This window comes from Streptomyces sp. SCL15-4, from assembly GCF_033366695.1.
Taxonomy (GTDB): Bacteria; Actinomycetota; Actinomycetes; order Streptomycetales; family Streptomycetaceae; genus Streptomyces.
Genome location: NZ_JAOBTQ010000001.1, coordinates 7,040,548 through 7,067,546, shown reverse-complemented (window position 1 = coordinate 7,067,546; position 26,999 = coordinate 7,040,548). Strand labels below are relative to the sequence as shown.

The 26,999-nt window shown below is 73.2% G+C and carries 29 protein-coding genes; 15 read left to right on the top strand and 14 right to left on the bottom strand.

Annotated elements, in window-relative coordinates; all coding sequences use genetic code 11:
- Positions 1-30 precede the first annotated feature (30 nt).
- Positions 31-585 carry a GNAT family N-acetyltransferase gene (locus tag SCK26_RS31855; RefSeq protein ID WP_318204797.1) on the bottom strand — a complete coding sequence of 185 codons (555 nt, stop codon included), beginning with the start codon at positions 583-585 and terminating at the stop codon, positions 31-33.
- A gap of 117 nt (positions 586-702) precedes the next feature.
- On the opposite strand from SCK26_RS31855, the gene SCK26_RS31850 reads away from it, so the two are divergent.
- The gene (locus tag SCK26_RS31850) at positions 703-1,161 is read left to right on the top strand and encodes a hypothetical protein (RefSeq protein WP_318204796.1); all 459 of its coding nucleotides are present in this window, start codon (positions 703-705) and stop codon (positions 1,159-1,161) included.
- On the opposite strand, the gene SCK26_RS31845 is transcribed toward SCK26_RS31850, so the two are convergent.
- Positions 1,134-1,544, bottom strand: a complete 411-nt coding sequence (locus SCK26_RS31845; RefSeq protein ID WP_318204795.1) for a DUF2267 domain-containing protein — start codon at positions 1,542-1,544, stop codon at positions 1,134-1,136. The two genes, SCK26_RS31850 and SCK26_RS31845, sit on opposite strands and share 28 nt — an antisense overlap.
- A 327-nt stretch (positions 1,545-1,871) precedes the next feature.
- Here SCK26_RS31845 and SCK26_RS31840 point away from each other — a divergent pair, with 327 nt between their 5' ends.
- The gene (locus tag SCK26_RS31840) at positions 1,872-2,072 is read left to right on the top strand and encodes a cold-shock protein (RefSeq protein WP_318204794.1); all 201 of its coding nucleotides are present in this window, start codon (positions 1,872-1,874) and stop codon (positions 2,070-2,072) included.
- An 82-nt stretch (positions 2,073-2,154) separates the two neighbouring features.
- Here SCK26_RS31840 and SCK26_RS31835 read toward each other — a convergent pair whose 3' ends face one another.
- The 3 genes from SCK26_RS31835 to SCK26_RS31825 form a co-directional block, all read right to left on the bottom strand.
- Complete coding sequence (locus SCK26_RS31835; RefSeq protein ID WP_318204793.1) at positions 2,155-2,316, bottom strand: hypothetical protein; 162 nt, start codon at positions 2,314-2,316, stop codon at positions 2,155-2,157.
- A 253-nt stretch (positions 2,317-2,569) separates the two neighbouring features.
- Positions 2,570-3,721: a GNAT family N-acetyltransferase gene (locus SCK26_RS31830; RefSeq protein WP_318204792.1), complete on the bottom strand. Its 1,152-nt coding sequence runs from the start codon at positions 3,719-3,721 to the stop codon at positions 2,570-2,572.
- Entirely contained in the window at positions 3,718-4,830 is a 1,113-nt protein-coding gene (locus SCK26_RS31825; RefSeq protein WP_318204791.1) for an aminotransferase class I/II-fold pyridoxal phosphate-dependent enzyme, read from the bottom strand. The genes SCK26_RS31830 and SCK26_RS31825 overlap by 4 nt, the downstream gene beginning before the upstream one ends.
- Positions 4,831-5,227: 397 nt before the next feature.
- Here SCK26_RS31825 and SCK26_RS31820 point away from each other — a divergent pair, with 397 nt between their 5' ends.
- Both SCK26_RS31820 and SCK26_RS31815 read left to right on the top strand, forming a co-directional pair.
- The gene (locus SCK26_RS31820) at positions 5,228-6,079 is read left to right on the top strand and encodes a hypothetical protein (RefSeq protein ID WP_318204790.1); all 852 of its coding nucleotides are present in this window, start codon (positions 5,228-5,230) and stop codon (positions 6,077-6,079) included.
- Positions 6,080-6,212: 133 nt separating this feature from the next.
- Positions 6,213-6,860, top strand: a complete 648-nt coding sequence (locus SCK26_RS31815; RefSeq protein ID WP_318204789.1) for a DedA family protein — start codon at positions 6,213-6,215, stop codon at positions 6,858-6,860.
- Positions 6,861-6,953: 93 nt separating this feature from the next.
- Here SCK26_RS31815 and SCK26_RS31810 read toward each other — a convergent pair whose 3' ends face one another.
- Both SCK26_RS31810 and SCK26_RS31805 read right to left on the bottom strand, forming a co-directional pair.
- On the bottom strand, positions 6,954-8,606 hold the full coding sequence (locus SCK26_RS31810) for an amidohydrolase (protein ID WP_318204788.1): 1,653 nt from the start codon (positions 8,604-8,606) through the stop codon (positions 6,954-6,956).
- Positions 8,607-8,664: 58 nt separating this feature from the next.
- On the bottom strand, positions 8,665-9,300 hold the full coding sequence (locus tag SCK26_RS31805; RefSeq protein WP_318204787.1) for a TetR/AcrR family transcriptional regulator: 636 nt from the start codon (positions 9,298-9,300) through the stop codon (positions 8,665-8,667).
- A 90-nt stretch (positions 9,301-9,390) separates the two neighbouring features.
- Between SCK26_RS31805 and SCK26_RS31800 the strand changes: the two genes are divergently transcribed.
- The 3 genes from SCK26_RS31800 to SCK26_RS31790 all read left to right on the top strand — a co-directional run bounded on the left by SCK26_RS31800 (position 9,391) and on the right by SCK26_RS31790 (position 12,600).
- Positions 9,391-10,830 carry a purine-cytosine permease family protein gene (locus SCK26_RS31800; protein WP_318204786.1) on the top strand — a complete coding sequence of 480 codons (1,440 nt, stop codon included), beginning with the start codon at positions 9,391-9,393 and terminating at the stop codon, positions 10,828-10,830.
- Positions 10,831-10,926: 96 nt separating this feature from the next.
- On the top strand, positions 10,927-11,286 hold the full coding sequence (locus SCK26_RS31795; protein WP_318204785.1) for a DUF779 domain-containing protein: 360 nt from the start codon (positions 10,927-10,929) through the stop codon (positions 11,284-11,286).
- A 75-nt stretch (positions 11,287-11,361) separates the two neighbouring features.
- A complete protein-coding gene (locus tag SCK26_RS31790) occupies positions 11,362-12,600 on the top strand; it encodes a phosphodiester glycosidase family protein (protein ID WP_412080803.1) in 1,239 nt (412 codons plus the stop codon).
- A gap of 12 nt (positions 12,601-12,612) precedes the next feature.
- On the opposite strand, the gene SCK26_RS31785 is transcribed toward SCK26_RS31790, so the two are convergent.
- The 6 genes from SCK26_RS31785 to SCK26_RS31760 form a co-directional block, all read right to left on the bottom strand.
- Complete coding sequence (locus tag SCK26_RS31785) at positions 12,613-12,807, bottom strand: hypothetical protein (RefSeq protein ID WP_318204784.1); 195 nt, start codon at positions 12,805-12,807, stop codon at positions 12,613-12,615.
- Between the two features lie 102 nt (positions 12,808-12,909).
- The gene (locus SCK26_RS31780) at positions 12,910-13,776 is read right to left on the bottom strand and encodes a phosphatidylinositol-specific phospholipase C/glycerophosphodiester phosphodiesterase family protein (protein ID WP_318204783.1); all 867 of its coding nucleotides are present in this window, start codon (positions 13,774-13,776) and stop codon (positions 12,910-12,912) included.
- A 149-nt stretch (positions 13,777-13,925) separates the two neighbouring features.
- The gene (locus tag SCK26_RS31775; RefSeq protein ID WP_318204782.1) at positions 13,926-14,999 is read right to left on the bottom strand and encodes an acyl-CoA dehydrogenase family protein; all 1,074 of its coding nucleotides are present in this window, start codon (positions 14,997-14,999) and stop codon (positions 13,926-13,928) included.
- Positions 14,996-16,177, bottom strand: a complete 1,182-nt coding sequence (locus SCK26_RS31770) for an acyl-CoA dehydrogenase family protein (protein ID WP_318204781.1) — start codon at positions 16,175-16,177, stop codon at positions 14,996-14,998. The genes SCK26_RS31775 and SCK26_RS31770 overlap by 4 nt, the downstream gene beginning before the upstream one ends.
- Entirely contained in the window at positions 16,174-17,145 is a 972-nt protein-coding gene (locus SCK26_RS31765) for an NADPH:quinone oxidoreductase family protein (protein ID WP_318204780.1), read from the bottom strand. Before SCK26_RS31765 ends, SCK26_RS31770 begins: the two co-directional genes overlap by 4 nt.
- A gap of 106 nt (positions 17,146-17,251) precedes the next feature.
- Positions 17,252-17,824: a helix-turn-helix domain-containing protein gene (locus tag SCK26_RS31760; RefSeq protein ID WP_318204779.1), complete on the bottom strand. Its 573-nt coding sequence runs from the start codon at positions 17,822-17,824 to the stop codon at positions 17,252-17,254.
- Between the two features lie 77 nt (positions 17,825-17,901).
- Here SCK26_RS31760 and SCK26_RS31755 point away from each other — a divergent pair, with 77 nt between their 5' ends.
- The 8 genes from SCK26_RS31755 (at position 17,902) to SCK26_RS31720 (ending at position 25,664) form a co-directional block, all read left to right on the top strand.
- The gene (locus tag SCK26_RS31755) at positions 17,902-18,831 is read left to right on the top strand and encodes an NAD(P)/FAD-dependent oxidoreductase (RefSeq protein WP_318204778.1); all 930 of its coding nucleotides are present in this window, start codon (positions 17,902-17,904) and stop codon (positions 18,829-18,831) included.
- A gap of 29 nt (positions 18,832-18,860) precedes the next feature.
- Complete coding sequence (locus SCK26_RS31750; RefSeq protein ID WP_318204777.1) at positions 18,861-20,399, top strand: ATP-dependent DNA ligase; 1,539 nt, start codon at positions 18,861-18,863, stop codon at positions 20,397-20,399.
- On the top strand, positions 20,396-20,869 hold the full coding sequence (locus tag SCK26_RS31745) for an NUDIX domain-containing protein (protein ID WP_318204776.1): 474 nt from the start codon (positions 20,396-20,398) through the stop codon (positions 20,867-20,869). Before SCK26_RS31750 ends, SCK26_RS31745 begins: the two co-directional genes overlap by 4 nt.
- A 77-nt stretch (positions 20,870-20,946) precedes the next feature.
- A complete protein-coding gene (locus SCK26_RS31740) occupies positions 20,947-22,332 on the top strand; it encodes an NADP-dependent succinic semialdehyde dehydrogenase (protein WP_318204775.1) in 1,386 nt (461 codons plus the stop codon).
- Positions 22,333-22,358: 26 nt separating this feature from the next.
- The gene (locus SCK26_RS31735) at positions 22,359-22,592 is read left to right on the top strand and encodes a DUF6213 family protein (RefSeq protein WP_318204774.1); all 234 of its coding nucleotides are present in this window, start codon (positions 22,359-22,361) and stop codon (positions 22,590-22,592) included.
- Between the two features lie 267 nt (positions 22,593-22,859).
- Positions 22,860-23,924: a type III polyketide synthase gene (locus SCK26_RS31730; protein ID WP_318204773.1), complete on the top strand. Its 1,065-nt coding sequence runs from the start codon at positions 22,860-22,862 to the stop codon at positions 23,922-23,924.
- 23 nt (positions 23,925-23,947) lie between these two features.
- Positions 23,948-25,135, top strand: coding sequence for a cytochrome P450 (locus SCK26_RS31725; protein WP_412080872.1), 1,188 nt, complete (start codon positions 23,948-23,950; stop codon positions 25,133-25,135).
- 7 nt (positions 25,136-25,142) lie between these two features.
- Complete coding sequence (locus SCK26_RS31720) at positions 25,143-25,664, top strand: cupin domain-containing protein (RefSeq protein ID WP_318204771.1); 522 nt, start codon at positions 25,143-25,145, stop codon at positions 25,662-25,664.
- A 40-nt stretch (positions 25,665-25,704) separates the two neighbouring features.
- On the opposite strand, the gene SCK26_RS31715 is transcribed toward SCK26_RS31720, so the two are convergent.
- A complete protein-coding gene (locus tag SCK26_RS31715; RefSeq protein WP_318204770.1) occupies positions 25,705-26,934 on the bottom strand; it encodes an acyl-CoA dehydrogenase family protein in 1,230 nt (409 codons plus the stop codon).
- Positions 26,935-26,999 lie beyond the last annotated feature (65 nt).

The window sequence follows — 26,999 nt, the reverse complement described above, 5'->3', positions numbered from 1 at the left end:
ACGGCTGAGCACTCCGGCAGCGCCACCGGCTCATGGGCAGGGCATGCTCATGTAGAGCGCCCGCTCGCCTTTCGCGGGCGTGCCGTCGTACAGGGTGGTGTCGAGGCCGCAGAACGCGAAACCCATCCGCCGGTACGCGTGGATCGCCGGCGCGTTGACGTGGGTGACCTCCAGCCAGAGGTGTCCGGCCCCGCGCTCACGGGCGAACTCCACCGCGAGCCCCATCAGCGCGCGGCCGACGCCCTTGCCCCGGTGCTCCGGGCCGACCTCGATGTCCTCGATCGTCAGCCGGCGATTCCAGCGGGAGTACGACACGGACGCGAACCCGGCCAGCTCACCGGCGGCCTCCTCGGCGACGAAGGTACGAGCGTCCGCGCTCTCCTCGTCACCGTCCCACTCGTCCTCGGGAAACACCTTGGTCAGCGGTGGGTCCACCGGAACCTCCCGCACCGCGAACCCCTCCTCCGTCGCGGTCACCCGGAAGACGGAGCGGGTCGTGAAGGAGCCGTCCAGCGCCTTGATGGCGGGAGCGTCTTCGGGGACGGCGATGCGGTACGAGTAGGCCGAGGCGTCAGCTGTGGTCATGGCATGACGCTACGACGGCGCCAGGGAGCAGCGGATGCGGGCCGGCCTCGTGCACGATGTCCGAGGCGGAGCATTCCAGGCGATTCGTACCGGTACGTCACGGGCACTCGGGGCCGCATGATGCGAAGCGTTGTGCGGGGCTGCGTCGCGGGTGCCGCCGGGACGACCGTGTTGAACGCGGTGACCTACGGTGACATGGCGTTGCGGGGCAGGGCCTCCAGCCAGGCTCCGGCCCGGACCGTGGAGAAGACGGCCCAGAGTGCGGGGTGGCCGGTTCCCGGGTCGGGTGACGACAGGGAGAACCGGCTCGCCGGGCTGGGCGCGCTGGCGGGGATCGCCGTCGGTCTCGGCACCGGCGCGGTGGTCGCCCTGGCACACCGCGCCGGTGTCCGGCCGCCCTGGTGGCTGGGGGGCGCGGCCACCGGCGCCCTGGCCATGGCCGCGACCGACCTTCCGATGGCCCGCCTGGGCGTGAGCGATCCGAAGAGCTGGCCGGCGACCGACTGGGTGTCGGACGCCATACCGCATCTGATGTACGGGCTGGTGACCTACGGGGTCCTGCGCTCGGGGGGCTGATCCGGCTCCTCGAACAGCGTGCCGAACTCGTCCGGCAGGGCGCGTCGCAGGTCCGCCGCCAGGTCCGTGTCCTCGGCCGCGATGCGGCAGACCACCGTCTGCGCCAGGAAGAGCGCCTGCTCGGGAGTGGCGCCGGCGGGCCGGGCCACGTCCGCCAGCAGGTCGTCGAGCGATACGGCGGAGTCGTCCGCCACGTCGGCCCCGTACCGCAGCGCGGGGCGTTCGTGGGCCGGTACGGCCTTGCGCAGGTGCTCCCGGCGCGGCGGGTCGAGGCGGCTGCTCAGCGCCGCGAGGACGAGGTGTACGGCGGCGTCCGCGGCCTCCGTGTCGTCCAGGCGGCTCCGCGAGGCCACTTCCTCCACCAGATGTTCATGGGTGATCATGCTGCCTCCCACCGGTGCGTCCCGTGGTTGAGGGCGTTGCGGTCCGACGGGTGCCCGCACGGCCGACTCCTACGCACATATCGGCATGAAGCAGACACATGTCGTCGGGAAGCGCCGTACCTGATTCTCCGGCGGCGGGAATGAAATCGGTGGGCGGCTCGTTGTACGAGGCGGTCGTAGTTTTTGTGTCTGTGTTTCACCGCACGCTCGCGGAGAACGATGTCGCGGGCGCCGCCTTCCTTCAGGGAACTGGTGAAGTCGCGTCCAGGCCGGCCCGGGAGCCCGCACGGTGCGGCTCCCGTACCCCGCCCCTGCAAGGAGCAGCAAATGACTCAGGGAACCGTCAAGTGGTTCAACGCCGAGAAGGGCTTCGGCTTCATCGCCCAGCCCGGCGGACCGGACCTCTTCGTCCACTACTCGGAGATCGAGGGCCACGGCTTCCGTAGCCTCGAGGAGAACCAGCAGGTGGAGTTCGAGGTCGTCCAGGGCCCGAAGGGTCCGCAGGCCGCGAACGTCCGCCCCGTCTGAGGCCGACACACAAGAGGGCCGGTGCCGCGAGGCACCGGCCCTCTTCCTGTCACCGTGGGCCTGTCGGGGCGGGTCCGCCCGGCTACTCCTCGAAGTCGTCCGGTGTGATCCCCGCCTCTTCCATCGCCTCGCGCATCGAGCGGCCGGAGGCGCCGGGCTGCTGCTGCTCGTCGCCGGTGTCGGCCGACTCGACGACCTGGTCCGTCGTGCTCGTCTTGGGGCGGTTCTCCTCGGGCACGGTCACGGTGACCGCCTCCTCGTTCGATCGGGTCCTTCGCGAACCGACGGGTACCCAGGCCGACCTGCGGAATGCCCGCTCGTACCTGTCGACGTGGGCCCGGGTGACCGTCCCTGCCGCTGCCCGGGCCGGCAAGCGCCGCATGGGCCGAAAAAGTCGCCTCCACCCACGGACCTTCGCCGCGGAGACCGCACCGGCCTGTGTGAGCTGACCGGAGTCGGCCACCGGGACTCCTCGCGGGCGCGGCCGGATCGCGGATTCAGCAGCGGCGCGGCGCGGCGGTGGCGCGCTCGTAGAGGCGGTGCGTCTGGGTGTGGACGCCGCCGAGGGCCTCGCCGTGGCGGCGGGAGGCGTGGTTGTCCTCCAGGACCCAGGAGTAGGAGATCTCGGTGTAGCCGAGACGGAAGGCGGCCCGCTGGGCCTGGGTGACCAGGGCCGCCGCGAGACCACGGGAACGGTGTTCCTTCGCCACGCCCATGGCGGCGAAGCGCACGCGGTCGATACGGCGGACGGCCCGCGCGGCCCGGATCAGCCCGACGGGCAGGCCGAAGGTGGTGAACCGACCGCGGGCCGCGCGCAGCGCCTGGTGGGCGTCGGGCAGGCAGAGCAGGAAGGCGACGGGTGTGCCGTGCATCTCCGCGATCTGGAGGAGGCCGGGACGCAGGAGCGGCTTCAGTTTGCGCAGCACGTAGGCGAACTGCGCCTCGTCGATGGGAACCGAGCCGTAGCTGCGGGTGAACGTTTCGTTGTAGAGCTTCCGGACGGTCTCCATATCGGCTTCCGTCCGCTTCGGATCCATCGGCCGAACCGTGAGTCCCGGGGTCGCGAGGACGCGGTCCGCGGCTTCACGGTATTCCGCGGGAGGTTCCCCGTCACCGGGAATCGGAATGGCGTACGAAACCAGATCCTTGGCCTTCTCGAATCCACATACGGAGAAGAGCTGCGGATAATACGGCCGGGTGCGGGGAATCATGAGGATGTGCGGCTGATCGAAACCGGATATCTGGATGCCGCACTCGTCGTTGGTGGTGAATCCGAGGGGGCCGAAGGTGCGCGTCATTCCCCGCGCGGCGAGCCAGTCGTCCGCCGTGTCGAAGAGAGCGGCGGCGGCCTCGGTGTCGTCGGCGCACTCGAACAGACCGATCAGTCCGCGGCCCGGGCCGTGCCGCTCGCTGTAACGAGGGTCGACGATGGCCGCGATCCTGCCGACGACGGTGCCGTGGCGCCGTGCGAGGAAGAGCCGGACATCGGCCACCCGGTGGTACGGATTGCGGGCCGGGTCCAGGAAGGAGCGCCGCTCGTGCTCCAGTGGGGCCACCCACAGCGGATCGTCGCGGTAGAGGTGGTACGGGAGGCGGATGAAGGCGGTGAGGTCGGTGCGGGCGCGGACGGGGGTGACCGTGACGCTCATGACACCCAGTCCAGAAGCGTTTCCCTCAAGGTCGGCTGCACCGGGACGGGCGGCGGCCCGGCGGGGATGAGGCCGAGGCGGCGGCCGGCGTGGGCGAACGCTCCGAGGATGCGGTCGATGTCCTCGTCGGTGTGCGTGGCCTGGAGGGACAGCCGGACCAGCGAGCGTTCCTCGGGTACGGCCGGCGCGGAGACGGCGCTGGTGAAGACGCCTTCGGTGAGGACCTCCCGCCACAGGGCCGTGGCCAGCTCCTTGCGCCCGGTGATCACGGGCACGATCGGGGTGACCGAGTCGCCCGTGTCGAAGCCGAGGCCGCGCAGGCCGTCCCGCACCTGCCGCGCCACCTCGAAGGCGCGCGCCCGGCGCTCGGGCTCCGACTCGATGATGGTCAGGGCCGCCAGCGCCGCCGCGGCCGAGGCGGGAGGGATCGAGGTGGTGAAGATGACGGACCGCGAGGTGTGCCGGAGGTAGTGGATCACCTCGGCCGGCCCGGCGAGAAAGCCGCCGATGGAGCCGAAGCCCTTCGACAGGGTGCCCGTGTGGAGGTCGACGGCGTCGGGCAGCCCGAAATGGTCGGTCACCCCTCGTCCGCCGGGCCCGAGCAGCCCGATGTCATGGGCGCCGTCGACCACCAGGCGGGCACCGTGGCGCCGGGCCAGCGCGACCAGTTCCGGCAGCCGGCACAAGTCGCCCTCCATGGAGAACAGCCCGTCCGTGAGGATCGCCTTGGCGGCGTCCGGGTCGGCCGCCGCGAGCTTGCGCTCCAGGTCCGCCATGTCCGAGTGCCGGTACCAGCGTCTGTCGGCGAAGCCCAGCCGCACCGCCTCGATCAGCGAGGCGTGATTGGCCTTGTCGCTGAAGACGATGTCACCGCGGCCGAGCAGGGGAGCCAGCGCCAGGTTCGCCTCGAAGCCGGTGGTGGTCACGATCACCGCCTCGGCGTCGAGGAACGCGGCCAGCCTGGCCTCCAGTTCCTCGTGCAGGGTGAGCGTTCCGCCGATCAGCCGGCTCGCCGAGGCGGAGGCACCCCAGCGACGGGCCGCGTCGGCCGCCGCCGCCACGACACGGGGATGACCGGAAAGGCCAAGATAATCGTTTCGGGCGGCCATGACCAGGCGTTTTCCACCCAGGAACACCTCCCCTCCGCGTGCCTCGAGTGCGTTGTAGACGGCCCTCGGCCGCATGCGTGTCGCGTGCTGCATGACGGCCGTCAACTGCTTGTCGAAAATATCTGCCACTGCGCTCTCACATTCGACTCGCCACCCTTTTGAGATTTTCATACAAAAATGTGGAGAGGGTGGCCTCGGCATCCTCTCAGCCAGAGGAATGAAATGAAAAGCCAAGGCCTGGTTTCGTTAAGCCATTCGAGTGAATCGGATCCGATGGGCGATGCGGCAGGGGGCGCGAATGCGGTACACCCCGGCTCACGCCCCCGCCGACCGGCAACCTCGGCGGCACCGGCGGCGACCGACAGGTGAATCCCGTTCCCCCCACGAGGAGTTCACCATGTACAGACGTATCGCACGGCTGTTCACCGTGCTCGCCGTCCTGGCCGCGCTCGTCCCGGCGGCCGGTGCGGCGGCGTCCCGGGCCCGGGCGGCGGACGACTGGAATCCGCCGGCCACTTTGGTCCAGCCGCTGGGCGAGGTCTGGAACCACGTCGAGTCGACCTACCCCGACCTCTACGGCTTCCGCAACTACGGCTGGGACCAGATCATGGCCAACAAGGGCCGCATCAACTACTGCGTCCGCTGGGAGTCCGACGCCCCGGTGAGCGCCGCGCTGCGCGACCGCGTCCACGCCGCGCTGAAGAAGCAGTTCGGCAAGTGGACGGCGGCCATGGTGGTGGACGGCAAGGGGCACAACGCCTGGCCGTACACCGGCGTGCCGGTCGACATCGTCGGCTGGGCGGTCAAGGACCGCGCCACGCTCCGGTGGACCGACAGTTCGGTCGACGTCTACGCCGGAGTCCTGGACAGCGCCGGCGCCCCGCAGTGCGCTCCCGACTGCGGCCGTTTCTTCCACCAGAACGGCGACTACTCGAAATGCCCGGGCGGCGCGGCCCGGCACTACGACCAGTCGCTGTGGCTGACCAAGGGCTTCCAGGGCGGGGCCGGCGGGGACTGGGGCCAGCGCGTGGGACAGGAGTACTTCACCGGCGCGCTGGACCAGGAGGACATCCACATCTACCTGCACGAGGTCGGCCACACCTTCGGCCTGGACGACTTCTACGACTGGACGCCGACCGGCCGGTGCTGCTTCCTCATGAACGCGGGCAGCGCCACACGCATCACCGAGTTCGACACCTGGATGCTGCGGGACTTCTGGCGCCACCTGAAGAGCCGGTACGGATACTGACCGCCCCTCCGGGCACGGAGGCGAGTCCTGCGGCCGCCCGGAGCCGGCCGGGAAAACCGGTGCGCGCGGGTGCGTCGCGCGGGCGATGCTGGGGAGCGGAGGCGTCCGCGAGCAGGCCGGGAGGTGCGGGCAGGTGACCGCCGTCAACCCGATGGACAGCGCCTCGGTGCTGGCCGCCTTCGGCGCGCTGGGCGTGCTGGCGGTGATCTTCGCGGAGTCGGGCCTGCTGGTCGTCGGCTTCTTCCTGCCCGGTGACACCCTGCTGTTCCCGGCCGGGGTGCTGTGCGCCGGCAGTGCCCAGCAGCCGCCCCGGCTCGCGCTGTGGCAGGTGCTGGTGTGCGCGGCCGCGGGGGCGGTGGCGGGCGGTCAGGTGGGGTATCTGATCGGGCGGCACGGCGGGCGGGCGCTGCTGGCGCGCACGTCCAGCCGCCGGGTGACGGACGCGGCGGCGCGGGCGGAGCGGCTGGTGGCCCGCTACGGCTACGGCAAGGCGCTGGTGATCGGCCGGTTCGTACCGCTGCTGCGCACGGTGCTGCACCCGGTGGCCGGAGTCCTGGGCGTACCCGCGGGGACGTTCACGCTGTGGCAGACGGTGGGCGGGGTGCTGTGGTCGCAGACGCTGGTCCTGGCCGGGTACACCCTGGGGGCGTCCGTGCCGCACATCGACGACTATCTGCTGCCGTTGGTGGCCGTGGTCATCGTCGTGTCGCTGCTCCCGCTGCTGCCGGAGGCCCGCCGCGCCCACCGCGAACGCCGCGAACGCCGTGACTCCGCCCGCTGAACGACCCCGCCGCAAGCGTGCGGCTCCCTCGTCCACCGGGCCCGTGGAAGCGGCGTACCGCCCACGCGGCCCCGCCCCTCCCCCGGGCCCGCGCTACACCCCCGCCGCCCGGTGCGTGACCCGTCCCGCCACCGCCGTCAGCAGCACGGGCAGCGCGGCCAGCTCGCTGTCGGGTACCCGCAGCGGATCGTCGGCGAGCACCGTGAGGTCGGCGCGGTGGCCGACGGCCAGCCGGCCGGCGCGGTCCTCCTCGCCCGCCGCCCAGGCGGCGCACACGGTCATGCCCTGGAGCGCCTGGAGCGGAGTGAGGGCCTGCTCGGGGCCGTGCGGAGGCAGCGAGAGGTCGGCGGGACGCCGGTGCCGGGCGCCGGCCATGACCGCCAGCGGCGGGTACGGCGCGATGGGCCAGTCGGAGCCGAGGACGACCCGGGCCCCGGCCTCCCACAGGTCCCGGCAGCGGAACGCGCGGCCGGCCCGCTCCTCGCCGAGCCGGCGCGACCAGTTGTCGGTGTGGTCCGCCCGGGTGAACTCGCAGCAGTGGGTGGGCTGCATCGAGGCGGCGACGCCGAGCGGCGCGAACCGCCGCACGGTGTCGTCGGGGACGGTCTCGATGTGCTCGACCCGGTGCCGTACGACGCCCGTACCGCCGCTGCCACCCGTGCCGCCCGTCCGCGCGGTCCCGGCCTGGGCCCGCTCCACGGAGTCGAGCACATGGCGGACCGCCGCGTCGCCGATGGCGTGGGTGGCCGTGGGCACGCCGGCGCGGTGCAGGTCGGCGATCACCCGGGTGTAGCGCCGGGGATCGGGCCAGTGCGCGTGGTCCGACCGGCCGTGGCAGTCGGGGGCCTCCAGCCAGGCGGTGCCGTTGTCGATGGTGCCGTCCATGAACAGCTTCACGCCCGCCACCCGCCACAGCGCGCCGCCGGTGCCCTGGAGCCGCACCAGCTCGGCGATACCGGCGTCGTCCGTCTCGGGCCGGCACCAGGGGGCGATCCTCAGCCGCAGCGGCAGGCCGTCCTCGGCCTCCAGGGCGGCGTAGACGGCGAGGCTGTCGCCGTTCGCGTCCATGGCGTGCCCGCCGGTGAGCCCGGAGGCGGCCATGGCGGCCAGCACCTCGGCGGCGCGGGCGCGGACCTCGGCTGCGGTGGGCCTCGGGGCGACCGCCTCGACGACCTCGCAGGCGGCGTCCTCCAGCAGCAGTCCGGTGGGCCGGCCGGCGGCGTCGCAGACGATCTCCGAGCCCTGTGCGAAGACACGCGGCCCGTCGACGCCGGCCAGTTCCAGCGCCCGCTCGCTGGCCAGGGCCGAGTGCGCGTCGAACAGGTCGATGAGCGCGGGCACCCCGTCGAGCACGGGGCCGAGGGCGGCGGCGGCCACGGGCGCGGTGCCGAAGGCGTTGGGGTCCAGGCCCCAGCCGCGCAGCCAGGCGCCGGGCCGCAGTTCCCGTACCGCCGCGGCGAGCGCGGTGCGTACGGCGTCCAGGTCGCGGCAGCCGGACAGGTCGGCGCCCATGGTGCGTTCGGCGCCGGAGACCGGGTGCAGGTGGCCGTCGGTGAACCCGGCGGTGACCACCGCCCCGCGCAGGTCGACCACGGTGGTGCCGGGCCCGGCGAGGGCACGGGCGTCCCGGTCGTCGCCGAGGAAGCTGATCCGCCCCCGCTCCGCGGCGAGCGCGGTGTGCGGCAGGAGGCCGCCCGTGCCGGGATCGAGCAGCCGGGCGGAGAGCAGGACGAGATCGGCGGGCACAGGGGCTCCTTCGCTCACGGGAGGGCGCGGGGACATGAGGGGCGCGGGGGCGGGTGGATCAGGCGGCGGCTTCGTCGAGCGTGCCGGGACGCAGCCCGAGTTCCCGCTCCGCCGTGGTGCGAGGCATGCGCAGGACCGCGGCCGGGCGCTCGGGTGTCGCGGTGTTGGCGTGGACGCCCAGGCCGTCGAGGACGACGAGGATCTGCACGGCGACCGCCGACGGGTCGTCGGTGGCGAACTCGCCGGCCGCCACGCCGTCCCGGACCAGGGTTTCCAGCCGGCCGCGCCAGGCGGCCTCCTGCTCGGCGACCCGGCCGCGGAGGACGGGCCGGTAGCGGCTGAGGTGGCGGGCGTTGATCCACAGCCGGCTGAGCGCGTCGTACGCCTCGCCGGAGGTGTGGGCGAGGAAGCGGGCCAGGTCCCCGGTGGGCGTACGTCCGGCGCGCTCGGCCGGGAGGAGGCGGTCGAGTTCGCCGGTCGCCGCGCAGCCGAACGCCTCGGCGACCAGGTCCTCGGCCGAGGGGAAGTAGTGGCTGATCAGCCCGGGGCGGACGGCGAGTTCCTCGGCGATCCGGCGGAGGGTGACGCACTCCAGGCCCTCGGCGAGGGCGACGGCCGCGGCGGCGGCGACGATCTCCGCCCGCCGGGCGGCGGGGTCCTTGCGAATGCGCTTGCGCTGAACGCTTGACGACATGACGGCGATGCTATTGAGTGTGCGACCAATACGCAACTGGTCACCTGCTCAATAAGCGGCCAGGCCCATCCCACCGCCTCCGGAGGCTCCATGGCGTCCACGCTTCCCGACCCGCACCCCGGCGCCCGGCCCGCGTCCGACGGCTCCGCCGCCGCCTCCCGGGCCCCCGGGCACGCCGGTGTCGAGGCGCACGGCATCGACCACATCCCGGACTCCGCGCGCCGGGGCCGGCCCCGGGAGCTGTTCTCCGTGTGGGCCGCCGCGAACGTCAACTACCTGAGCCTGGTGGTGGGCGGCGCGCTGGTGCTGATGGGGCTGAACCTGTGGCAGGCGCTCGCGGTGATCGTCGTGGGCAATCTGTTCTGGCTGCTCACCGGCCTGCTGGCGGTGCCGGGCCCGGTGGCGGGCGCGCCGAGCGAGGTGGTGACCCGGGCGCTGTACGGGGTGCGCGGGAACCGGGTGAACAACGCGGTGACCGGCTGGCTGATCTCCGTGTGCTACTTCGCGCTGAACCTCGCGGCGGCGGCGACCGCGGCCTTCTCGCTGGTGGACCGGGCGGGCCTGCCGGTGAACGCCGGGACCAAGGCGGCCGTCGTGGTGCTGATCGCGGCCGTCACGCTCGCCATCGGCGTCTACGGCCATGCCGCGATCGTCCGGCTCTACCTGCCGATCACCCTGGCGCTGTCGGCGGTGTTCGCCGTGGTGGGCGTCGCGGTGCTGCGGCACACCGACTTCGGCTACGCCCCCGCGACGCCGCTGACCGGCAGGGACCTGTGGGCGGCCGTGTCCGCCGGGATCGCCCTCATCGCCTCGGGCCCGCTGTCGTACACCACCAGCGCGGACTTCTCCCGCTATCTGCCGCGCGCCACGCCCGCGAAGGCGGTGGCCGGCTGGACGGCGCTCGGCGGCTTCGTGCCGAGCGTCCTGGTGTGCGGCATCGGCGCCTGTGCCGCGACCGCCGTCGACATGAACGACCCGGAGTCCTCGCTCCAGCGGCTGCTGCCCGGCTGGTTCCGCCCGGTGTTCCTGTTCGCGCTGGTCCTCGGCACCATCGCGCTGAACGCGCTGACGTCCTACAGCGCCGGTCTCGCCCTCCAGGCCGTCGGCCTGCGCATCCGGCGCACGCTCAGCGTCCTGGTGGACGGCGCGGTGGCCGTGGCGCTCACCCTGTACGCGCTGCTGGTCTCCGACTTCCTGGACACCGTCGGCGATGTGCTCCAGCTGACCGTGCTGCTGCTCGGCCCCGCCACGGCCGTCTACGCCACGGACATCCTGCTGCGCCGGGGCCGTTACGACGGCCCCGCCCTCGCCGACGAGTCGCCCGGCGGGCCGTTCTGGTACACCGGCGGCGTCAACGCGGCCGGGGCGCTGGCGCTGACGGCGGGTGTGACGGCCTCCGCGCTGTGCGTCGACAGCGTCTGCACCGGGCCGGTGGCGGCCGCCCTCGGCGTCGACCTGGCCCTGCCGGCCGGGCTGGCGGTGGCCTCGGGCACGTACGCCCTGCTGGCACGGCGCGTCGGTCCGCAGTAGACCGGAATCGGTCAACACCGCGCTCTGGACGCGCTCCTGAGACCCCGTGAGACTGGTACGCGGAAAATCCATCCCCGGGCTGTCAGGGACGGTGCCATGGCACAGGAGACCCCGCGCGTCGAACTCACCCCGCGCGCCGCGGAGCTGGTGCGCCGGCTGCGGGCCGAGCACGGCCCGCTGATGTTCCACCAGTCCGGCGGCTGCTGCGACGGCAGCGCCCCGATGTGCTACCCCGACGGCGAGTTCCGCACCGGCGGTTCGGACGTGCTGCTGGCGGAGCTGGCCGTGGCGGGGGTGCCGGAGCCCGTGACGTTCTGGATGGCACGCGGCCAGTACCAGGCGTGGAGCCACACCCGGTTGATCGTGGACGTCGTCCCGGGACGCGGCAGCGGCTTCTCGCTGGAGGCACCCGAGGGGGTACGTTTTCTCACCCGTTCCCGCGTCGTCGACGCGTAGGCGTACCGCCGGTCGCCCGATTCTGCTGCACTGCCCCTGCACACGGGGGCGGTTGACGAGGCATCAGGAGGCACGGTGACCAGACGCGGCGCGCGTTCGGCGGCGGGCAGAGCGGTTCTCACGACGGCCACGGCGCTCGGTGTGCTGGCCGGCGCGGCCCTGGCGGGTGCGGCGCCGGCCGGCGCCGCACCGGCGGGCCGGCGGATCGCACCGGGCGTCACCTACCGGCAGTTCGACGTCGACGCGGCGAAGGGCACGGCCCGCGTCCACCTGCTCACGGTGGACCTGGGCAACCCGCACGTCCGCGTCGATCTGCTGTATCCGGGCACGGTGGCGGCCCGGGCGACGGTCTCCCGGCTGGCGGACTCGGCCGGTGCGGTCGCCGGGGTGAACGGCGACTTCTTCCACATCACCGAGACCCAGCACCCGGGCGTGGACGCCACCGGCGCGCCCGTGGGACCGGCCGTCGCGAACGGGCAGGTGCTCAAGGCGGCGGTGCCGAAGGGTCAGCGGTTCGGGCCGGCGCTGCCCCCGGGCACCGACACCCGCGAGGTGCTCGGGGTGGGCACCGACCGGCGGGCCCGCCTGGACCGGCTCTCCCTCACCGGCTCGGCCGTCACACCGGAAGGAGAGCTGCCGCTGAAGGGCCTCAACCAGTACGCGCTGCCGGTGGGCTCCGTCGGCGCGTTCACCGCGCGCTGGGGCGGTGCCTCCCGCGAGCGCGCCGTGTGCGGCACCGACACCCAGCGCTCGGCTCCGTGCAGCGAGGACACCTACGAGGTGAAGGTGCGCGACGGCCGGGTGGTCTCCGCGTCCGGCACTCCGGGCGGCGGCGCGATCCCCGCGGACACCACGGTCCTGGTGGGCCGCGAGGAGGGCGCGCGCGAGCTGCGCGAGCTGTCGGTCGGCGACCCGGTGCGGATCACGCACGGCCTGACGGCGGCCTCGTCCGGGGTGCCGTACGCGTTCGCCGTCGGCGGCTTCCCGGTCGTCCGCGGCGGCGCCCCGCTGTCCGGGCTGGACGACGAGACCTCGGCGGTGCGCACGGCCGTGGGCGTCAAGGGCGGTGGCCGGCAGCTGCTGCTCCTGGCGCTGGACGGGGGCGCGGACTACCGCTCGGGGCTGACCGTCCACGAGGAGGCGGACGTCATGCGGTCGCTGGGCGCCTCCGACGCGTTCAACCTGGACGGCGGCGGCTCGACGGAGATGGTGACCCGCGACGCGGGTGCCTCCGCCGTGACCGTGCGCAACCACCCCAGCGGCGGCACCGAGCGCCCCGTGCCCAACGGCGTCGGCGTCTTCTCGGCGGGCTGAGGCCCGGCCGGGTCAGGGCCGCAGGCTGCTCACCAGGTCGGCGGTCGCGGAAAGTCCGCTGTGGATGGTGGGCGCCATGCTCGTGCAGGCCATGTAGAAGCCGAACAGCATGCAGACCAGGCCGTGGGAGACCTTCAGCGCGCCACTGCGCATGAAGATCACGACCAGGACCAGGAGCAGCAGCACCACAGAGATGGAAATCGCCATCGGAACCTCCTCCGCTACGCCCCATGTGCGGCGTTTCGGGCGCAAGTGTGACGTAGCGGAGGGTTCGTCCGGGCGGCTGACGTGTCCGCCGATCGTGTGGTCTTACACGGAGGCGCGGGCGTCGAGGAAGGCCTCCAGCCCGGCGAGGTCGTCGGTGTTGAGGTGGTCCACCCCGGCGGCCAGCAGCTCGCTCCACAGCGCGTCGCGGGCCGGACCGGCGGTGTCGGGCGTGGCCCAGAACCGGATTCGCTGCCCGCGCGCGTGCGCGGCGGCGGTGAGGGTCCGCAGCTTTCGCCGCTCGGCGTCCGGGAACGTCCCGCTGCCCGTCCAGGTGAAGTTCTGCGTCCAGTTGTCGCTGATGAGCGGGATGAGGGAGGCGGGGGCGGAGGCGGCGGCCAGGTCGGTGAGCCGGCCGTCGTAGAAGGCGTGCCGCTCGGTCTGCGCGGCCATCGGCGTACGGGCCGCCCGGTCCCCGGAGACGACGACGGTGACCGGTCCCGGGTGGACGCGGCCGTGCACGTACCGGGTGAACAGGCGCGGGTGGCGGCGCAGCCGGCGGTCGAGCGCGAGGTAGGCCGCGGAGCCCTCGGTCTTGATGTCGACGAGTAGCTGCAGCGGGCGGTGCCGGCCCCGGTAGACGGAGCCGTGGTGGGCGGCGACCCGGGCGGCCAGCGGCTCCAGGTAGAGGGATTCCAGGGTGCGGGACGGGTCGAGGCCGGATGCCTCGTGGCCGACGAGGAGCTGGTCGCCGACGAGGAAGATGTCGGCTTCGACGCTGCCGAAGCGGTGGTCGAGGGCGTCGTGGAGGGGCCGCGGGTGGGCGTAGTCGTTGTGGGCGTGGGCCTGCCACAGCGGGCGGGGCCGCCGCCGGCGTTCACCGGCCAGCGCGTCGCTCGCGGGCAGGGCGAGGGTGCCGGCGAGGGCGGCGCCGAGGGTGGTGAGGGCTCCGCGACGGGTGGTGAGGGCCATGCGCTGCCTCCCTGGGGATGATGGGGACCGGGGAGAGTATGCGTGCGGGTGCGCCCCAAGGGATCCCGTGCGACGGGGAGTTGGCGTGCTGTTCACTTCGGGCGCGCGGAAGGCCCGCCCCGGGTGGGGCGGGCTTCACCGGGGGACCGTCACGGGGCCTGGAGGTCGACCAGTGCGGCCAGCGCCTCGCGGTGGGCGCCCGCCGTGCCGTAGGCGATCGAGTCCGCCTTGGCCCGCTTCAGATACAGGTGGACGGGGTGTTCCCAGGTCATGCCGATCCCGCCGTGCAGTTGCAGCGCCTCCTCGGTGGCGCGTACGGCGACGGGGGCGGCGTAGGCCTGGGCGACGGCCACCGTGACGTCGGTGTCCTTTCCGGAGGCGAGGGCGTCGGCGGCGGCGCGGGCGGCGGCCCTCAGGTGGACCACCTCCAGCCACAGCCGGGCCAGCCGGTGCTTGAGCGCCTGGAAACCGCCGACCGGCCGGTTGAACTGCTTGCGCTCCTTCAGATAGCGGACCGTCTCCGTCAGCGCCCAGTCGGCGACCCCGAGCTGTTCGGCCGCGAGCAGTCCGGCGGCGGCGCGCAGGGCCCGGCGCACGGCGGGCCCTGCGTCCCCGACGCGGCGGCCGGCGGCGCCCGCGAGCCGTACGGTGGCCAGCGGCCGGGTCAGGTCCAGGGAGGTCTGCGGCAGGACCGTCGCGGCATCGGCGGCGACGGCGTACAGGCCGCCGTCGTCGGCCGGGACGAGCAGCACGTCGGCGGCGGCCGCGTCCGCGATCCCGGTCAGCTCGCCGTGCAGGGTGCCGTTCTCCGCCCGGACGGTCCTGATGCCGGCGGCCGGGCCGGTGTGCAGGCCGACCGCCAGGGCGCCGATGGTCCGCCCGGAGGCCAGCCGTCCCAGCAGTTCGCCGTCGCCGCAGGCGAGCAGTGCCTCGGTGGCCACGACCGCGCTGGTGAGGTACGGCACCGGGGCAACGGCCCGGCCCAGCTCCTCCAGGACGACGGCCGCCTCGCGGTGGGAGGCGCCCTGGCCGCCCTGCTCCTCGGGCACCAGGAGACCGGCCAGGCCCATGTCCTCGGCGAGGGACTTCCACAGGGCGCGGTCGTGAGGCGCGTCCGACTCGGTGCGGGCGAGCACGCCGGCCGGTGCGCAGTGGTCCGTGAGCAGGTCGCGGACGGCGGCGCGCAGCGCCTCTTCCTCCTCGGAGTACAGCAGATCCGTCATCGGGCGAGGTCCTTCCAGGCGACGTCCTTGTCGGTGCGCGGCTCGGCGGGCAGGCCCAGGACGCGCTCGGCCACGATGTTCAGCAGCACCTCGCTGGTGCCGCCCTCGATGCTGTTGCCCTTGGAGCGCAGATAGCGGTAGCCGGCGTCGCGTCCGGTGAAGTCGACGTGTTCGGGTCGGCGCATGGTCCAGTCGTCGTACAACAGGCCCTCTTCGCCCCGCAGTTCCACCTCCAGGCCGCTGATCTCCTGGTTGAGGCGGGCGAAGGCGAGCTTCATGCCGGCGCCCTCGGGTCCGGGCTGGCCGGCGACGAGCTGCTGGCGCAGCCGCTCGCTGGTGAACCGGGCCACCTCGGCCTCCACCCACAGCGTCAGCAGCCGCTGGTGCAGTTCGTGGGTGCGCAGTTCCGGGCGTTCGCGCCAGGTCTTCGCGACGGGGCCGATCATGCCGCCCTCGCGGGGCTGGGCCATGCCGCCGATGGCGACGCGTTCGTTGTTGAGCGTGGTCTGGGCGACCCGCCAGCCGTCGCCGACCGCGCCGAGGCGGCGGTCGTCGGGGATGCGGACGCCGGTGAGGAAGACCTCGTTGAACTCGGCCTCGCCGGTGATCTGGCGCAGCGGCCGGACCTCCACGCCCGGGTCGGTCATGTCGCAGACGAAGTAGGTGATGCCCTGGTGCTTGGGCACGCCCGGGTCGGTGCGGGCGATCAGGATGGCCCAGCGGGCGAGATGGGCGCTGGAGGTCCACACCTTCTGCCCGTCGACCACCCATCCGTCGCCTTCACGGACCGCCCGGGTGCCGAGCGCGGCCAGGTCGGAGCCGGCGCCGGGCTCGCTGAACAGCTGGCACCAGACCTCCTCCCCGGTCCACAGGGGCCGCAGATAGCGCCGCTTCTGCTCCTCGGTGCCGTACGCGAGGAGGGTCGGCGCGGCCATGCCGAGGCCGATGCCGATGCGCCGGGGGTCGTTGTCGGGGGCGCCGGCGGCCTCCAGCTCGGCCTCCACGACGGCCTGGAGGGAGCGCGGGGCGCCGAGGCCGCCGAGGCCCTCCGGGTAGTGCACCCAGGCGAGGCCGGCGTCGAACCGGGCCCGCAGGAAGTCCAGGCGGTCGGTGCTCGCGGGCGGGTGCTGCGCGAGGAACTCCCGGGTGCGGCTGCGCAGTTCTTCGGTGTCGGTCATGCGGCGGCTCCGTTCTCCGGTACGACGGCGATCCGGCCGGTGGTCACCCCGTCGGCGACCCGCTGTACGGCACCGGCCGCGCCGGCGAGCGGCACCCGCTCGCTGACCAGCGGCCGCACCGCGCCCCGCGCGGCCAGCTCGGTGAGCTGCTCGTGACAGTGCCGGACCAGCTCCGGGTTCTTGGTGTTGTACAGGCCCCAGTGCAGGCCGAGGATCGAGTAGTTCTTCACCAGGGCGTGGTTGAGGGCGGGGGCGGGGATGGTACCGCCGGCGAAGCCGACGACGACGATCCGGCCCTCGAAGGCGACGACCTTGGCGGACTGGGTGTAGGCCTCGCCGCCGACCGGGTCGTAGACCACGTCGGCGCCCCGGCCGCCGGTGGCCTCCTTCACGGCGGCGACGACGTCCTCGGCGCGCCGGTCGATCACCACGTCGCAGCCCAGTTCCCGGGCGACGTCGGCCTTCCGGGCGCCGCCCACCACACCGATCACGGTGGCGCCGGCCGCCTTGCCGAGCTGGACGGCGGCGCTGCCCACGCCTCCGGCGGCGGCGTGCACGAGCAGGGTCTCCCCGGCCGCCAGGCGGGCGCGCCGGTGCAGGCCGAACCAGCCGGTCTGGTAGCCGATGTGCAGGGCGGCGGCCTCGGCGTCGTCCAGCGCGTCCGGCGCGGGAAGCAGGGCGCGGGCGTCGGCGACGGCGTACTCGGCGAAACCGCCGTACGGCAGCGCGGGGTTGGCGATCACCCGGCGGCCGTCCTCGGTCTCGCCGCAGATCTCCACGCCGGGCGTGAAGGGCAGCGGCGGGCGCACCTGGTACTGGCCCCGGCACAGCAGCGCGTCGGGGAAGTTGACGTTGGCGGCGCGCACCCGCAGCAGCACCTGGCCGGGACCGGGCGTGGGCCGCTCCGTCTCCGCCAGGCGCATCACCTCGCTCGGCTCGCCGTTCTCGTGCACTTGCCATGCCTGCATGCGGGGCCTCCACGGGACTGCTTCGTCTGACCGGGTCCGACCGCATACTAAGCGGTCGCTTGCCGATCAGGGAACAGCCGGCGGGACTCCTCGGACGCGGCGGCCGTCACGACCGGGCCGGCCGCGCCCGAACGTGCATCCGCTCCCCCTGCGGTCCGAACAGGCTCAGGAACTCCACCGGGCCGTCTCCGTCCGGCCCGAACCAGTGCGGCACGCGGGTGTCGAACTCGGCCGCCTCTCCCGGCGAGAGCACGACGTCGTGCTGTCCGAGCACCAGGCGCAGCCGCCCGGAGAGCACGTACAGCCATTCGTAGCCCTCGTGGGTACGGGGGTCGGGCTCGGTGCCGCGCGGGGGCTCGATCACCTTGTAGGCCTGGAGCCCGCCGGGCTGCCGGGTCAGCGGATACAGGGTGCGCCCGTGCCGCGTGATCGGCCGGGCCCGCACCCGGGGGTCGCCGACCGGCGGGGCGCCGACCAGTTCGTCCAGCGGGACCTGGTGGGCCTGGGCGATGGGCAGCAGCAGCTCCAGGCTGGGCTTGCGCAGACCGGACTCCAGCCGGGAGAGGGTGCTCACGGAGATGCCGGTGGCCTCGGACAGCGCCGCCAGGGTCACCTGCCGGTCCTTGCGGAGCCGGCGCAGCCGGGGGCCGACCTCGGCGAGAACGTCGTCGGTACTCATGTCCTTATTGCAGATTCGGCAAAGCTGTTTGTCAATGCGGCACCGCGTGGGCGACGGTCGGGGCGGAGGTGGTCACCATGACCGAGAAGTACGAAGTGGTCGTCGTCGGCGGCGGGGCGGCCGGGCTGTCCGCCGCGCTGGTGCTGGGCCGGTCCCGGCGCCGCACCCTGGTGGTCGACGCGGGCGAGCCGCGCAACGCGCCGTCCGCGCACATGCAGGGGTACCTCTCCCGGGACGGCATGTCCCCGGCCGAGTTCCTGGCGGTGGGGCGCGCGGAGATCGCCCGCTACGGGGTGGAGCTGGTCCAAGACCGGGTGGTGGACGCGGTGAAGGAGGCGGACTTCACCGTCGCCCTCGCCGGGAACCGGACCGTGCGGGCCCGGCAGCTGGTGATCGCCACCGGTCTGACGGACGAGCTGCCGCCGGTGCCGGGACTGGCCGAGCGGTTCGGCCGGGACGTGCTGCACTGCCCGTACTGCCACGGCTGGGAGGTGCGCGACCTGCCGACCGGCGTCCTCGCCACCTCGCCGCTCAGCGTGCACCAGGCGCTGATGGTCACCCAGTGGTCGAAGGACGTACGGCTCTTCCTGCACCGGGTGGACGAGGCGGACCTGACCGACCAGGACCTGCGCCGGCTGGCCGCCGCCGGGGTCACGGTGGTGCCCGGCGAGGTGGCGGGACTGGTGGTCACCGGCGACCGGCTCACCGGGGTGCGGCTTTCGGACGGCTCGGTGCACGACCGCGCGGTGCTGTACGCCGCCCCGCGCGCCGTCCCGAACAACGGTCTGCTCGTCAAGCTGGGCGCCGAGCTGCGCGAGACCCCGTTCGGCAGCTACCCGGTGACCGACGAACGGGGCCTGACGAGCGTGCCCGGGCTGTGGGCTGCGGGCAACGCGAGCGGATACGCCGAGCAGGTGGTGAACGCGGTGAGCGGGGGGTACCGGGCGGGCGCGGCGATCAACGCGGAACTGCTGACGGCCGACCTCGACGCGGCCGTGGGGGTGTAGACCCGGCGCCCGCGGTGCACTCTGGGGACATGCTGCTGACCCGGCTGGCCGAGGTGTCCCGGGAGGTCGCCGCGACGGCGGCGCGGTCCCGCAAGACCGCGCTGCTCGCGGAGTTGTTCCGGGAGGCCGAGGCGGCGGACGCGCCGATCGTCATCCCCTATCTGGCCGGGCGGCTGCCGCAGGGCCGGCTCGGCGTCGGCTGGAAGGTGCTGGGCCGCCCGGTGCCGCCGGCCGCCGAGCCGACGCTCACCGTGCGCGAGGTCGACGCCCGGCTCGGCGAGCTGGGCGAGGTGGCCGGGCCCGGCGCCCAGGCGGAGCGGGCCCGGATCGTCGGCGAGCTGATGGGCGCGGCCACCGAGGCCGAGCAGCGCTTCCTGCTCGGTCTGCTCACCGGCGAGGTCCGCCAGGGCGCCCTGGACGCGGTGGCCGTCGAGGGCCTGGCCCGGGCGACCGGCGCGGACCCGGCGGACGTACGGCGGGCCGTGATGCTCGCGGGGTCGCTCCAGACGGTGGCCGGGGCGCTGCTCGGCGAGGGGCCGGCGGCGCTGGAGCGGTTCCGGCTCACGGTGGGCCGCCCGGTGCTGCCGATGCTGGCGCACAGCGCGTCGTCGGTGGCGGAGGCGGTGGAGAAGCTGGGCGCCTGCGCGGTGGAGGAGAAGCTGGACGGCATCCGGGTCCAGGTGCACCGGGACGGCGACCGGGTGCGCGTCCACACCCGCACCCTGGACGACATCACCGGCCGGCTGCCCGAAGTCACCGCCGCCGCGCTGGCGTTGCCGGGCGAACGGTTCATCCTGGACGGGGAGGTGATCTCCTGGGACGCGGCGGGGCGGCCCCGGTCCTTCCAGGAGACGGCGGGCCGGGTCGGCTCGCGCACGGACGTGGCACGGGCGGCCGAGGAGGTCCCGGTCTCCCCCGTCTTCTTCGACGCCCTCGCGGTGGACGGCCGCGACCTGCTCGACCTGCCGTTCGCCAAGCGGCACGCCGAGCTGGCCCGGCTGGTGCCCGGGCCGATGCGGGTGCGGCGCACGCTGGTCTCCGGGCCCGGGGACATCCCGGAGGCGGAACGGTTCCTCGCCGACACCCTGGCCCGGGGCCACGAGGGCGTGGTGGTCAAGGGCCTGGCCGCGCCCTACAGCGCGGGCCGGCGCGGCGCGTCCTGGCTGAAGGTCAAGCCCGTGCACACGCTGGACCTGGTGGTGCTGGCCGCCGAGTGGGGCCACGGCCGGCGCACCGGCCGGCTGTCCAACCTCCATCTCGGCGCCCGCACCCCGGACGGAGGCTTCGCGATGCTCGGCAAGACCTTCAAGGGCATGACGGACGCGATGCTCGCCTGGCAGACCGGACGGCTGGAGGAGCTGGCGGTCGAGGACGACGGCCGGGTGGTCCGGGTGCGCCCCGAACTCGTCGTGGAGATCGCCTACGACGGACTCCAGCGCTCCACCCGCTATCCGGCCGGTGTCACCCTCCGCTTCGCCCGCGTGATCCGCTACCGCGAGGACAAGCGCCCCGAGGAGGCCGACACCGTCCAGGCCCTGCTGGCAGCCCACCCGGAGGCCGGACCGTGACGGTGCGGACGGTGAAGCGGAGCGCGGGACTGCTGTTGTTCCGGCACACGGGCCGGGGGCTCGAGGTGTTGCTCGGCCATATGGGCGGCCCGCTGTGGGCGAAGAAGGACGCGGGCGCCTGGACCGTGCCCAAGGGCGAGTACGACCCCGCGGAGCCGGCCTGGGAGGCGGCCCGGCGGGAGTTCCGGGAGGAGCTGGGGGTGGCGCCGCCCGACGGGGAGGCCGTACCGCTGGGCGAGGTCGTGCAGCGCAACGGCAAGATCGTCACGGCCTGGGCGGTGGAGGCGGACCTCGACCCGGAGACGATCGACCCGGGGACCTTCACCATGGAGTGGCCGCCGCGCTCCGGCCGGCGGCAGGAGTTCCCGGAGCTGGACCGGGTGGCGTGGTGGGGGCTGGACCGGGCCCGTGCGGTGATCATCACGGCGCAGGCCGCGTTTCTCGACCGGCTGGCGGAGCACTCGGGCTGACCCGAGGACCTGTCGCGTTGCGACTTGCCGGGCCGCGCGCGAAGGTCGAGACAAGCCCGCTCCCAGGGAGGTCGGTCATGCCCATCGCAACGGTGAACCCGGCGAACGGCGAGACGCTCAAGACGTACGAGCCCATGGACGAGGACGAACTGGAACGCCGGCTGGAGCTGGCCGAGGCCACGTTCCGTACGTACCGGACGACCTCGTTCGCCGAGCGCGCCCGGCTGCTGAACAAGGCCGCCGATCTGCTGGACGAGGACCAGCGGGAGATCGGCCGGGTCGTCACCACCGAGATGGGCAAGCCGGTCCGGCAGGCCCGCGCGGAGGCGGCGAAGTGCGCGAAGGCCATGCGCTGGTACGCCGAGCACGCCGAACGGCTGCTGGCCGACGAGGAGCCCGCCGAGGCGGACGTGCGCGACTCCGGTGCCTTGCGGGTACGGGTGCGGTACCGGCCGCTCGGCCCGGTGCTCGCCGTGATGCCGTGGAACTTCCCGCTGTGGCAGGTCGTCCGGTTCGCGGCGCCCGCCCTGATGGCCGGCAACGTCGGCCTGCTCAAGCACGCCTCCAACGTGCCGCAGACGGCCCTGTACCTGGAGGACCTGTTCCACCGGGCGGGCTTCGCTGAGGGCTGCTTCCAGACGCTGCTGATCGGCTCCGGCGCGGTGGACGACATCCTGCGCGACGAACGGGTCAAGGCGGCCACCCTGACCGGCAGCGAACCGGCGGGCCGGGCGGTCGCGTCCACCGCCGGCGAGATGATCAAGAAGACGGTGCTGGAGCTGGGCGGCAGCGACCCGTACATCGTGATGCCCTCCGCCGACCTCGACCGCGCGGCCGAGGTCGCGGTGACCGCGCGCGTGCAGAACAACGGGCAGTCCTGCATCGCCGCCAAGCGGTTCATCGTGCACACCGACGTCCACGACGCCTTCGCCGAGAAGTTCGTCGCGGGCATGCGGGCCCTCAAGATCGGCGACCCGCTGGCGGAGGACACCGAGATCGGTCCGCTGGCCGGCGAGCGGGCCCGCGAGGATCTGGTGGAGCTGGTCGACGACGCCCGGCGCGGTGGCGCGCGGGTGCTGTGCGGCGGCGAGCGGCCGGACGGGCCCGGCTGGTTCTACCCGCCGACCGTGCTCGCCGGCATCACGCGGGAGATGCGCGTCCACCGCGAGGAGGCGTTCGGACCGGTCGCCACGCTGTACCGGGCGGAGGACGTGGACGAGGCCGTGCTCATCGCCAACGACTCGGCCTTCGGCCTGAGTTCCAACGTCTGGACCCGGGACGAGGGCGAGGTCGAGCGGTTCGTCCGGGACCTGGAGGCCGGTTCGGTGTACGTCAACGGGATGACCGCCTCCCATCCGGCGTTCCCGTTCGGCGGGGTGAAGCGCTCGGGGTACGGGCGTGAGCTGTCCGGGCACGGAATCCGGGAGTTCTGCAACATCACCACGGTTTGGCAGGGTGCGTGAGGGCCGCGCGACTACCATCCCGTCCTGTGAACCGCGAAGTGACCCTGCCTCTGATCGTCGACGACCGCGGGGCCTTGCAGGTCTCGGCGGCCGACGTGAGTAAGTTGTTGCGGACCGTGGGCGCGCGGTGGCTGCACCTGGTCGAGGCGGGCGAGCAGGCGCTCGACGAGGACACCGTGGCCGCGCTGACGATCGAGCTGGCCAAGCTGGCCGACCGGATCGACGTCGCGTGCATCGCGCACAGCAGCGGAACGCAGTAGACCGCCCGCCACCGCGCTCACCGGGTACCCGGCGGCAGGCGGACGAACCGCCGCCGTCGGCCCGGAGGTAACGGCTGTCCTGCTGTTTTCCCTCGTCCGGGGGCATGAATCGCCCGTCGGGCCGGACCCCGCGTCCCCGGTTCGGAGTAACCCAACGCGAGATCCATCGCCCTCCCGGGTGACGGTGGAGGGAGCGCCCACAGGCGCGAACCCACCTTCTGACCGGCGGGCGAAAGCCTTCCGGAACGCGGAAAGCAGGGACGGTTCATGGCGACCTTGTGCAAGCCCTCGGTGTCGGTCCCGGAGTACGTGATCACGATGGAGGAGACGCTGGAGCTGGCGCGCTCCCGCCACGCCGACCACCCACAACTGTCACTGGCCCTCAGGCTGATCGAGAACACCGGCGTCAAGACGCGGCACATCGTCCAGCCCATCGAGGAAACCCTCAGGCATCCGGGCTTCGAGGAGCGCAACAAGCTCTACGAGGCCGAGGCCAAGGCCCGGGTCCCCGCCGTGATCCAGCGGGCGCTGGACGACGCGGAACTGCTCACCAGCGACATCGACGTGATCATCTACGTGTCCTGCACGGGCTTCATGATGCCCTCGCTCACGGCCTGGCTGATCAACGAGATGGACTTCGACAGCACCACTCGCCAGCTCCCGATCGCCCAGCTCGGCTGCGCGGCCGGCGGCGCGGCGATCAACCGGGCGCACGACTTCTGCTCGGCCTATCCGCACGCGAACGCGCTCATCGTGGCCTGCGAGTTCTGCTCGCTGTGCTACCAGCCCACCGACCTCGGCATCGGCTCGCTGCTCTCCAACGGGCTGTTCGGCGACGGCATCGCCGCCGCCGTGGTCCGCGGGCGCGGCGGCCGGGGCGTCCGCCTGGAGCGCAACGGCTCCTACCTGATCCCGAAGACGGAGGACTGGATCGCCTACGACGTGCGCGCGACCGGCTTCCACTTCCTGCTGGACAAGCGGGTGCCGACGACCATGGAGCCGCTCGCCCCGGCCCTCAGGGAACTGGCCGGCACCCACGGCTGGGACGCGTCCGACCTGGACTTCTACATCATCCACGCGGGCGGTCCGCGCATACTCGACGACCTGAGCAAGTTCCTCGAGGTCGATCCGCACGCGTTCCGGTTCAGCCGGGCCACGCTCACCGAGTACGGCAACATCGCCAGCGCCGTCGTCCTGGACGCGCTGCGCCGGCTGTTCGACGAGGGCGGCGCCGAGGACCGGGCGCGCGGGCTGCTCGCCGGGTTCGGCCCCGGTATCACCGCCGAGATGACGGTCGGCCGCTGGGCCGACGGGGACGGGGCCGGGCGGTGACCGCGCCGGCGCTCCCCGAGACCCTGCCCCCGGTGAGGCACTGGCCGGCGCTCGATCTGCCCGGGACCGACTTCGACCGGGTGCTGGCCGATCTGATGGCGGAGGGCCCGCTCACCCGGGTCCAGCTGCCGCACGGCGAGGGCTGGGCCTGGCTGGTCACCCGGTACGAGGACGTGCGCCGGGTGACGAACGACCCCCGCTTCAGCCGGGAGGCGGTCATGGCCAAGCAGGTCACCCGCCTCGCCCCGCACTTCATCCCCGAACCGGGCGCGGTCGGCTTCCTCGATCCGCCCGAACACACCCGGCTGCGCCGCTCGGTGGCCGCCGCGTTCACCGCCAAGGGCGTGGAACGGGTCCGCGAGAAGGCGCGCGCCCAGCTGGACGAGCTGGTCGACGAGCTGCTGCGGGGCGGCCCGCCCGCGGACCTCACCAGCGCGGTGCTCGGCCCGTTCCCGATCGCGGTGATCTGCGAGCTGATGGGCGTCCCGGCCGGCGACCGGCACGCCCTGCACACCTGGACCGGGCTGATCCTCTCCTCCTCGCACGGCAAGCGGATCAGCGAGCGGGCCAAGCGGGAGATGGCCGCGTACTTCGCCGGGCTGATCGGGCGGCGCGGGCAGGGCACCGGCGAGGACGTCACCTCGCTGCTGGGCGCCGCAGTGGGCCGCCGGGAGATCACCCGGGACCAGGCCGTCGGCCTCGCCGTCCTCCTCCAGATCGGCGGCGAGGCGGTCACCAGCAACAGCGGACAGCTCTTCTACCTGCTGCTGACCCGTCCCCGGCTGCTGGAACGGCTGCGCGCGGAGCCCGGGCTCCGGCCGCGGGCGATCGACGAACTCCTGCGCTACATCCCGCACCGCAACGCGGTCGGGCTGTCCCGCATCGCCCTGGAGGACGTGGAGATCGGCGGTGTCCGCATCCGCGCCGGTGACCCGGTCTACGTCTCCTACGTGGCCGCCAACCGCGACCCCGAGGTCTTTCCCGACCCGGACACCATCGACGTCTCGCGCAGCCCCAACCCGCACGTGGCCTTCGGCTTCGGCCCGCACTACTGCCCCGGCGGCATCCTGGCCCGCCTGGAGGAGGAGCTGCTGGCCGACGCCCTGCTGGACCGGGTACCGGGCCTCAGGCTGGCCGTGCCGCCGGACCAAGTGCCGTTCAGGAAAGGCGCGTTGATCCGCGGTCCCGAGGCCCTGCCGGTGACGTGGTGAGCCGCCCATGACCGAGATCGAGGGACTGTACGTGCCACCGGGGCGCGGCCGTGTCGTCGAGACCCCGGCCCAGCGGGTGACGTTCAAGGTCACCGGCACCCACTCGCGGATGGCCTCCACCTTCGAGGTGGAGGTCCCGCCCGGCTTCGACGTCGGCGCCCATGTGCACACGCGCAGCGAGGAGTTGTTCTACGTCCTCGAAGGCGAGCTGGACGTCCTCGCCTTCGAGCCGCGCATCCGTACGCCCGACAACTGGCAGAGGTGGCAGTCGCGTTCGGGCAACCGGGTGGTGCGCGCGACACCGGGCACGGTCATCGTCGTACCGCCGGGCTGCCCCCACGCCTTCGCCAACCCCACGGACGCCCCGGCGAAGATGTTCTTCCAGGCCTCTCCCCCGCCCGACCACGAACGCTACTTCGAGGAACTCCTGGAGATCCTGGCCGACGGAGGTCCGCCGGACCAGGAGGCGATCGAGGCGCTGCGGGCGAAGTACGACATCGAGCAGCTCACGCCTTTGAAGCACCGGTGAGAGGGCGGAGCCGTACGCGGTGTGCGGCTCCGCCGCGGCGCTAGCGGATCGGCATGCCCGACAGCGTCCGCGCGATGACCAGCCGCTGGATCTCGCTCGTCCCCTCGAAGATGGTGTAGATCGCGGCGTCCCGGTGCATCCGCTCCACCGGGTACTCGCGCGTGTATCCGTTGCCGCCCAGGATCTGGACGGCCTGCGCGGTCACCTTCTTCGCGGTCTCGCTCGCGAACAGCTTGGACATGGACCCCTCGGCCGCGGTGAACGGCCTGCCGTTGACCGCCATCCAGGAGGCCCGCCACACCAGCAGCCGCGCCGCGTCGATCCGGGTGCGCATGTCCGCCAGCTGGAAGGCCACGCCCTGGTTGTCGATGATCGGCCGCCCGAACTGCTCGCGCGTCTTCGCGTAGTCGAGCGCGACCTCGTAGGCGGCGCGGGCGGTGCCCACGGCCATGGCGCCGACGGCCGGCCGGGAGGCCTCGAAGGTGGCCATGGCCGCGTTCTTCACGCGCTCGCCCCCGGCGGCCTTGGCCTTCTCCCGGGCCCGTGCGAGCCGCTCGTCCAGTTTCTCCTTGCCGCCGAGCAGGCAGGAGCCGGGCACCCGGACGTTGTCGAGGACGACCTCGGCGGTGTGCGAGGCGCGGATGCCGTGCTTCTTGAACTTCTGCCCCTGGGACAGGCCGGGCGTGCCCGGCGGGACGATGAAGGAGGCGTGGCCCTTGGAGCCCAGCTCCGGGTCGACGACGGCGACGACCACGTGGACGTTGGCGATGCCGCCGTTGGTCGCCCAGGTCTTCGTGCCGTTGATCACCCACTCGTCCTTGGCCTCGTCGTACACGGCCCGGGTCCGCATGGAGGCCACGTCGGAGCCGGCGTCGGGCTCGGAGGAGCAGAACGCGGCGACCTTGACGTCGTTCTGGTCGCCGTACATCTGCGGGATCCAGGTGCCGATCTGCTCGTCGGTGCCGTTGGCGAGGACGCCCACGGCGGCGAGGCCGGTGCCCACGATGGACAGGGCGATGCCCGCGTCGCCCCAGAACAGCTCCTCCATCGCCATCGGGATGCCGAGGCCGGTGGGGTCGAAGTACTGCTGCGCGTAGAAGTCGAGGGAGTAGATGCCGACCTTCGCGGCCTCCTGGATGACGGGCCAGGGCGTCTCCTCGCGCTCGTCCCACTCGGCCGCCGCCGGGCGGATCACGTCCTCGGCGAAGCCATGGAGCCAGTCCCGGACTTCCTTCTGCTCGTCGTTCAGCTCCATGGTGAACTCGGCCATGTCCCCTCCAGCGGCGGTGCGATGTTACTAACGGTAACGAGAGTCTGTTACCGGCCGGTAGGAAT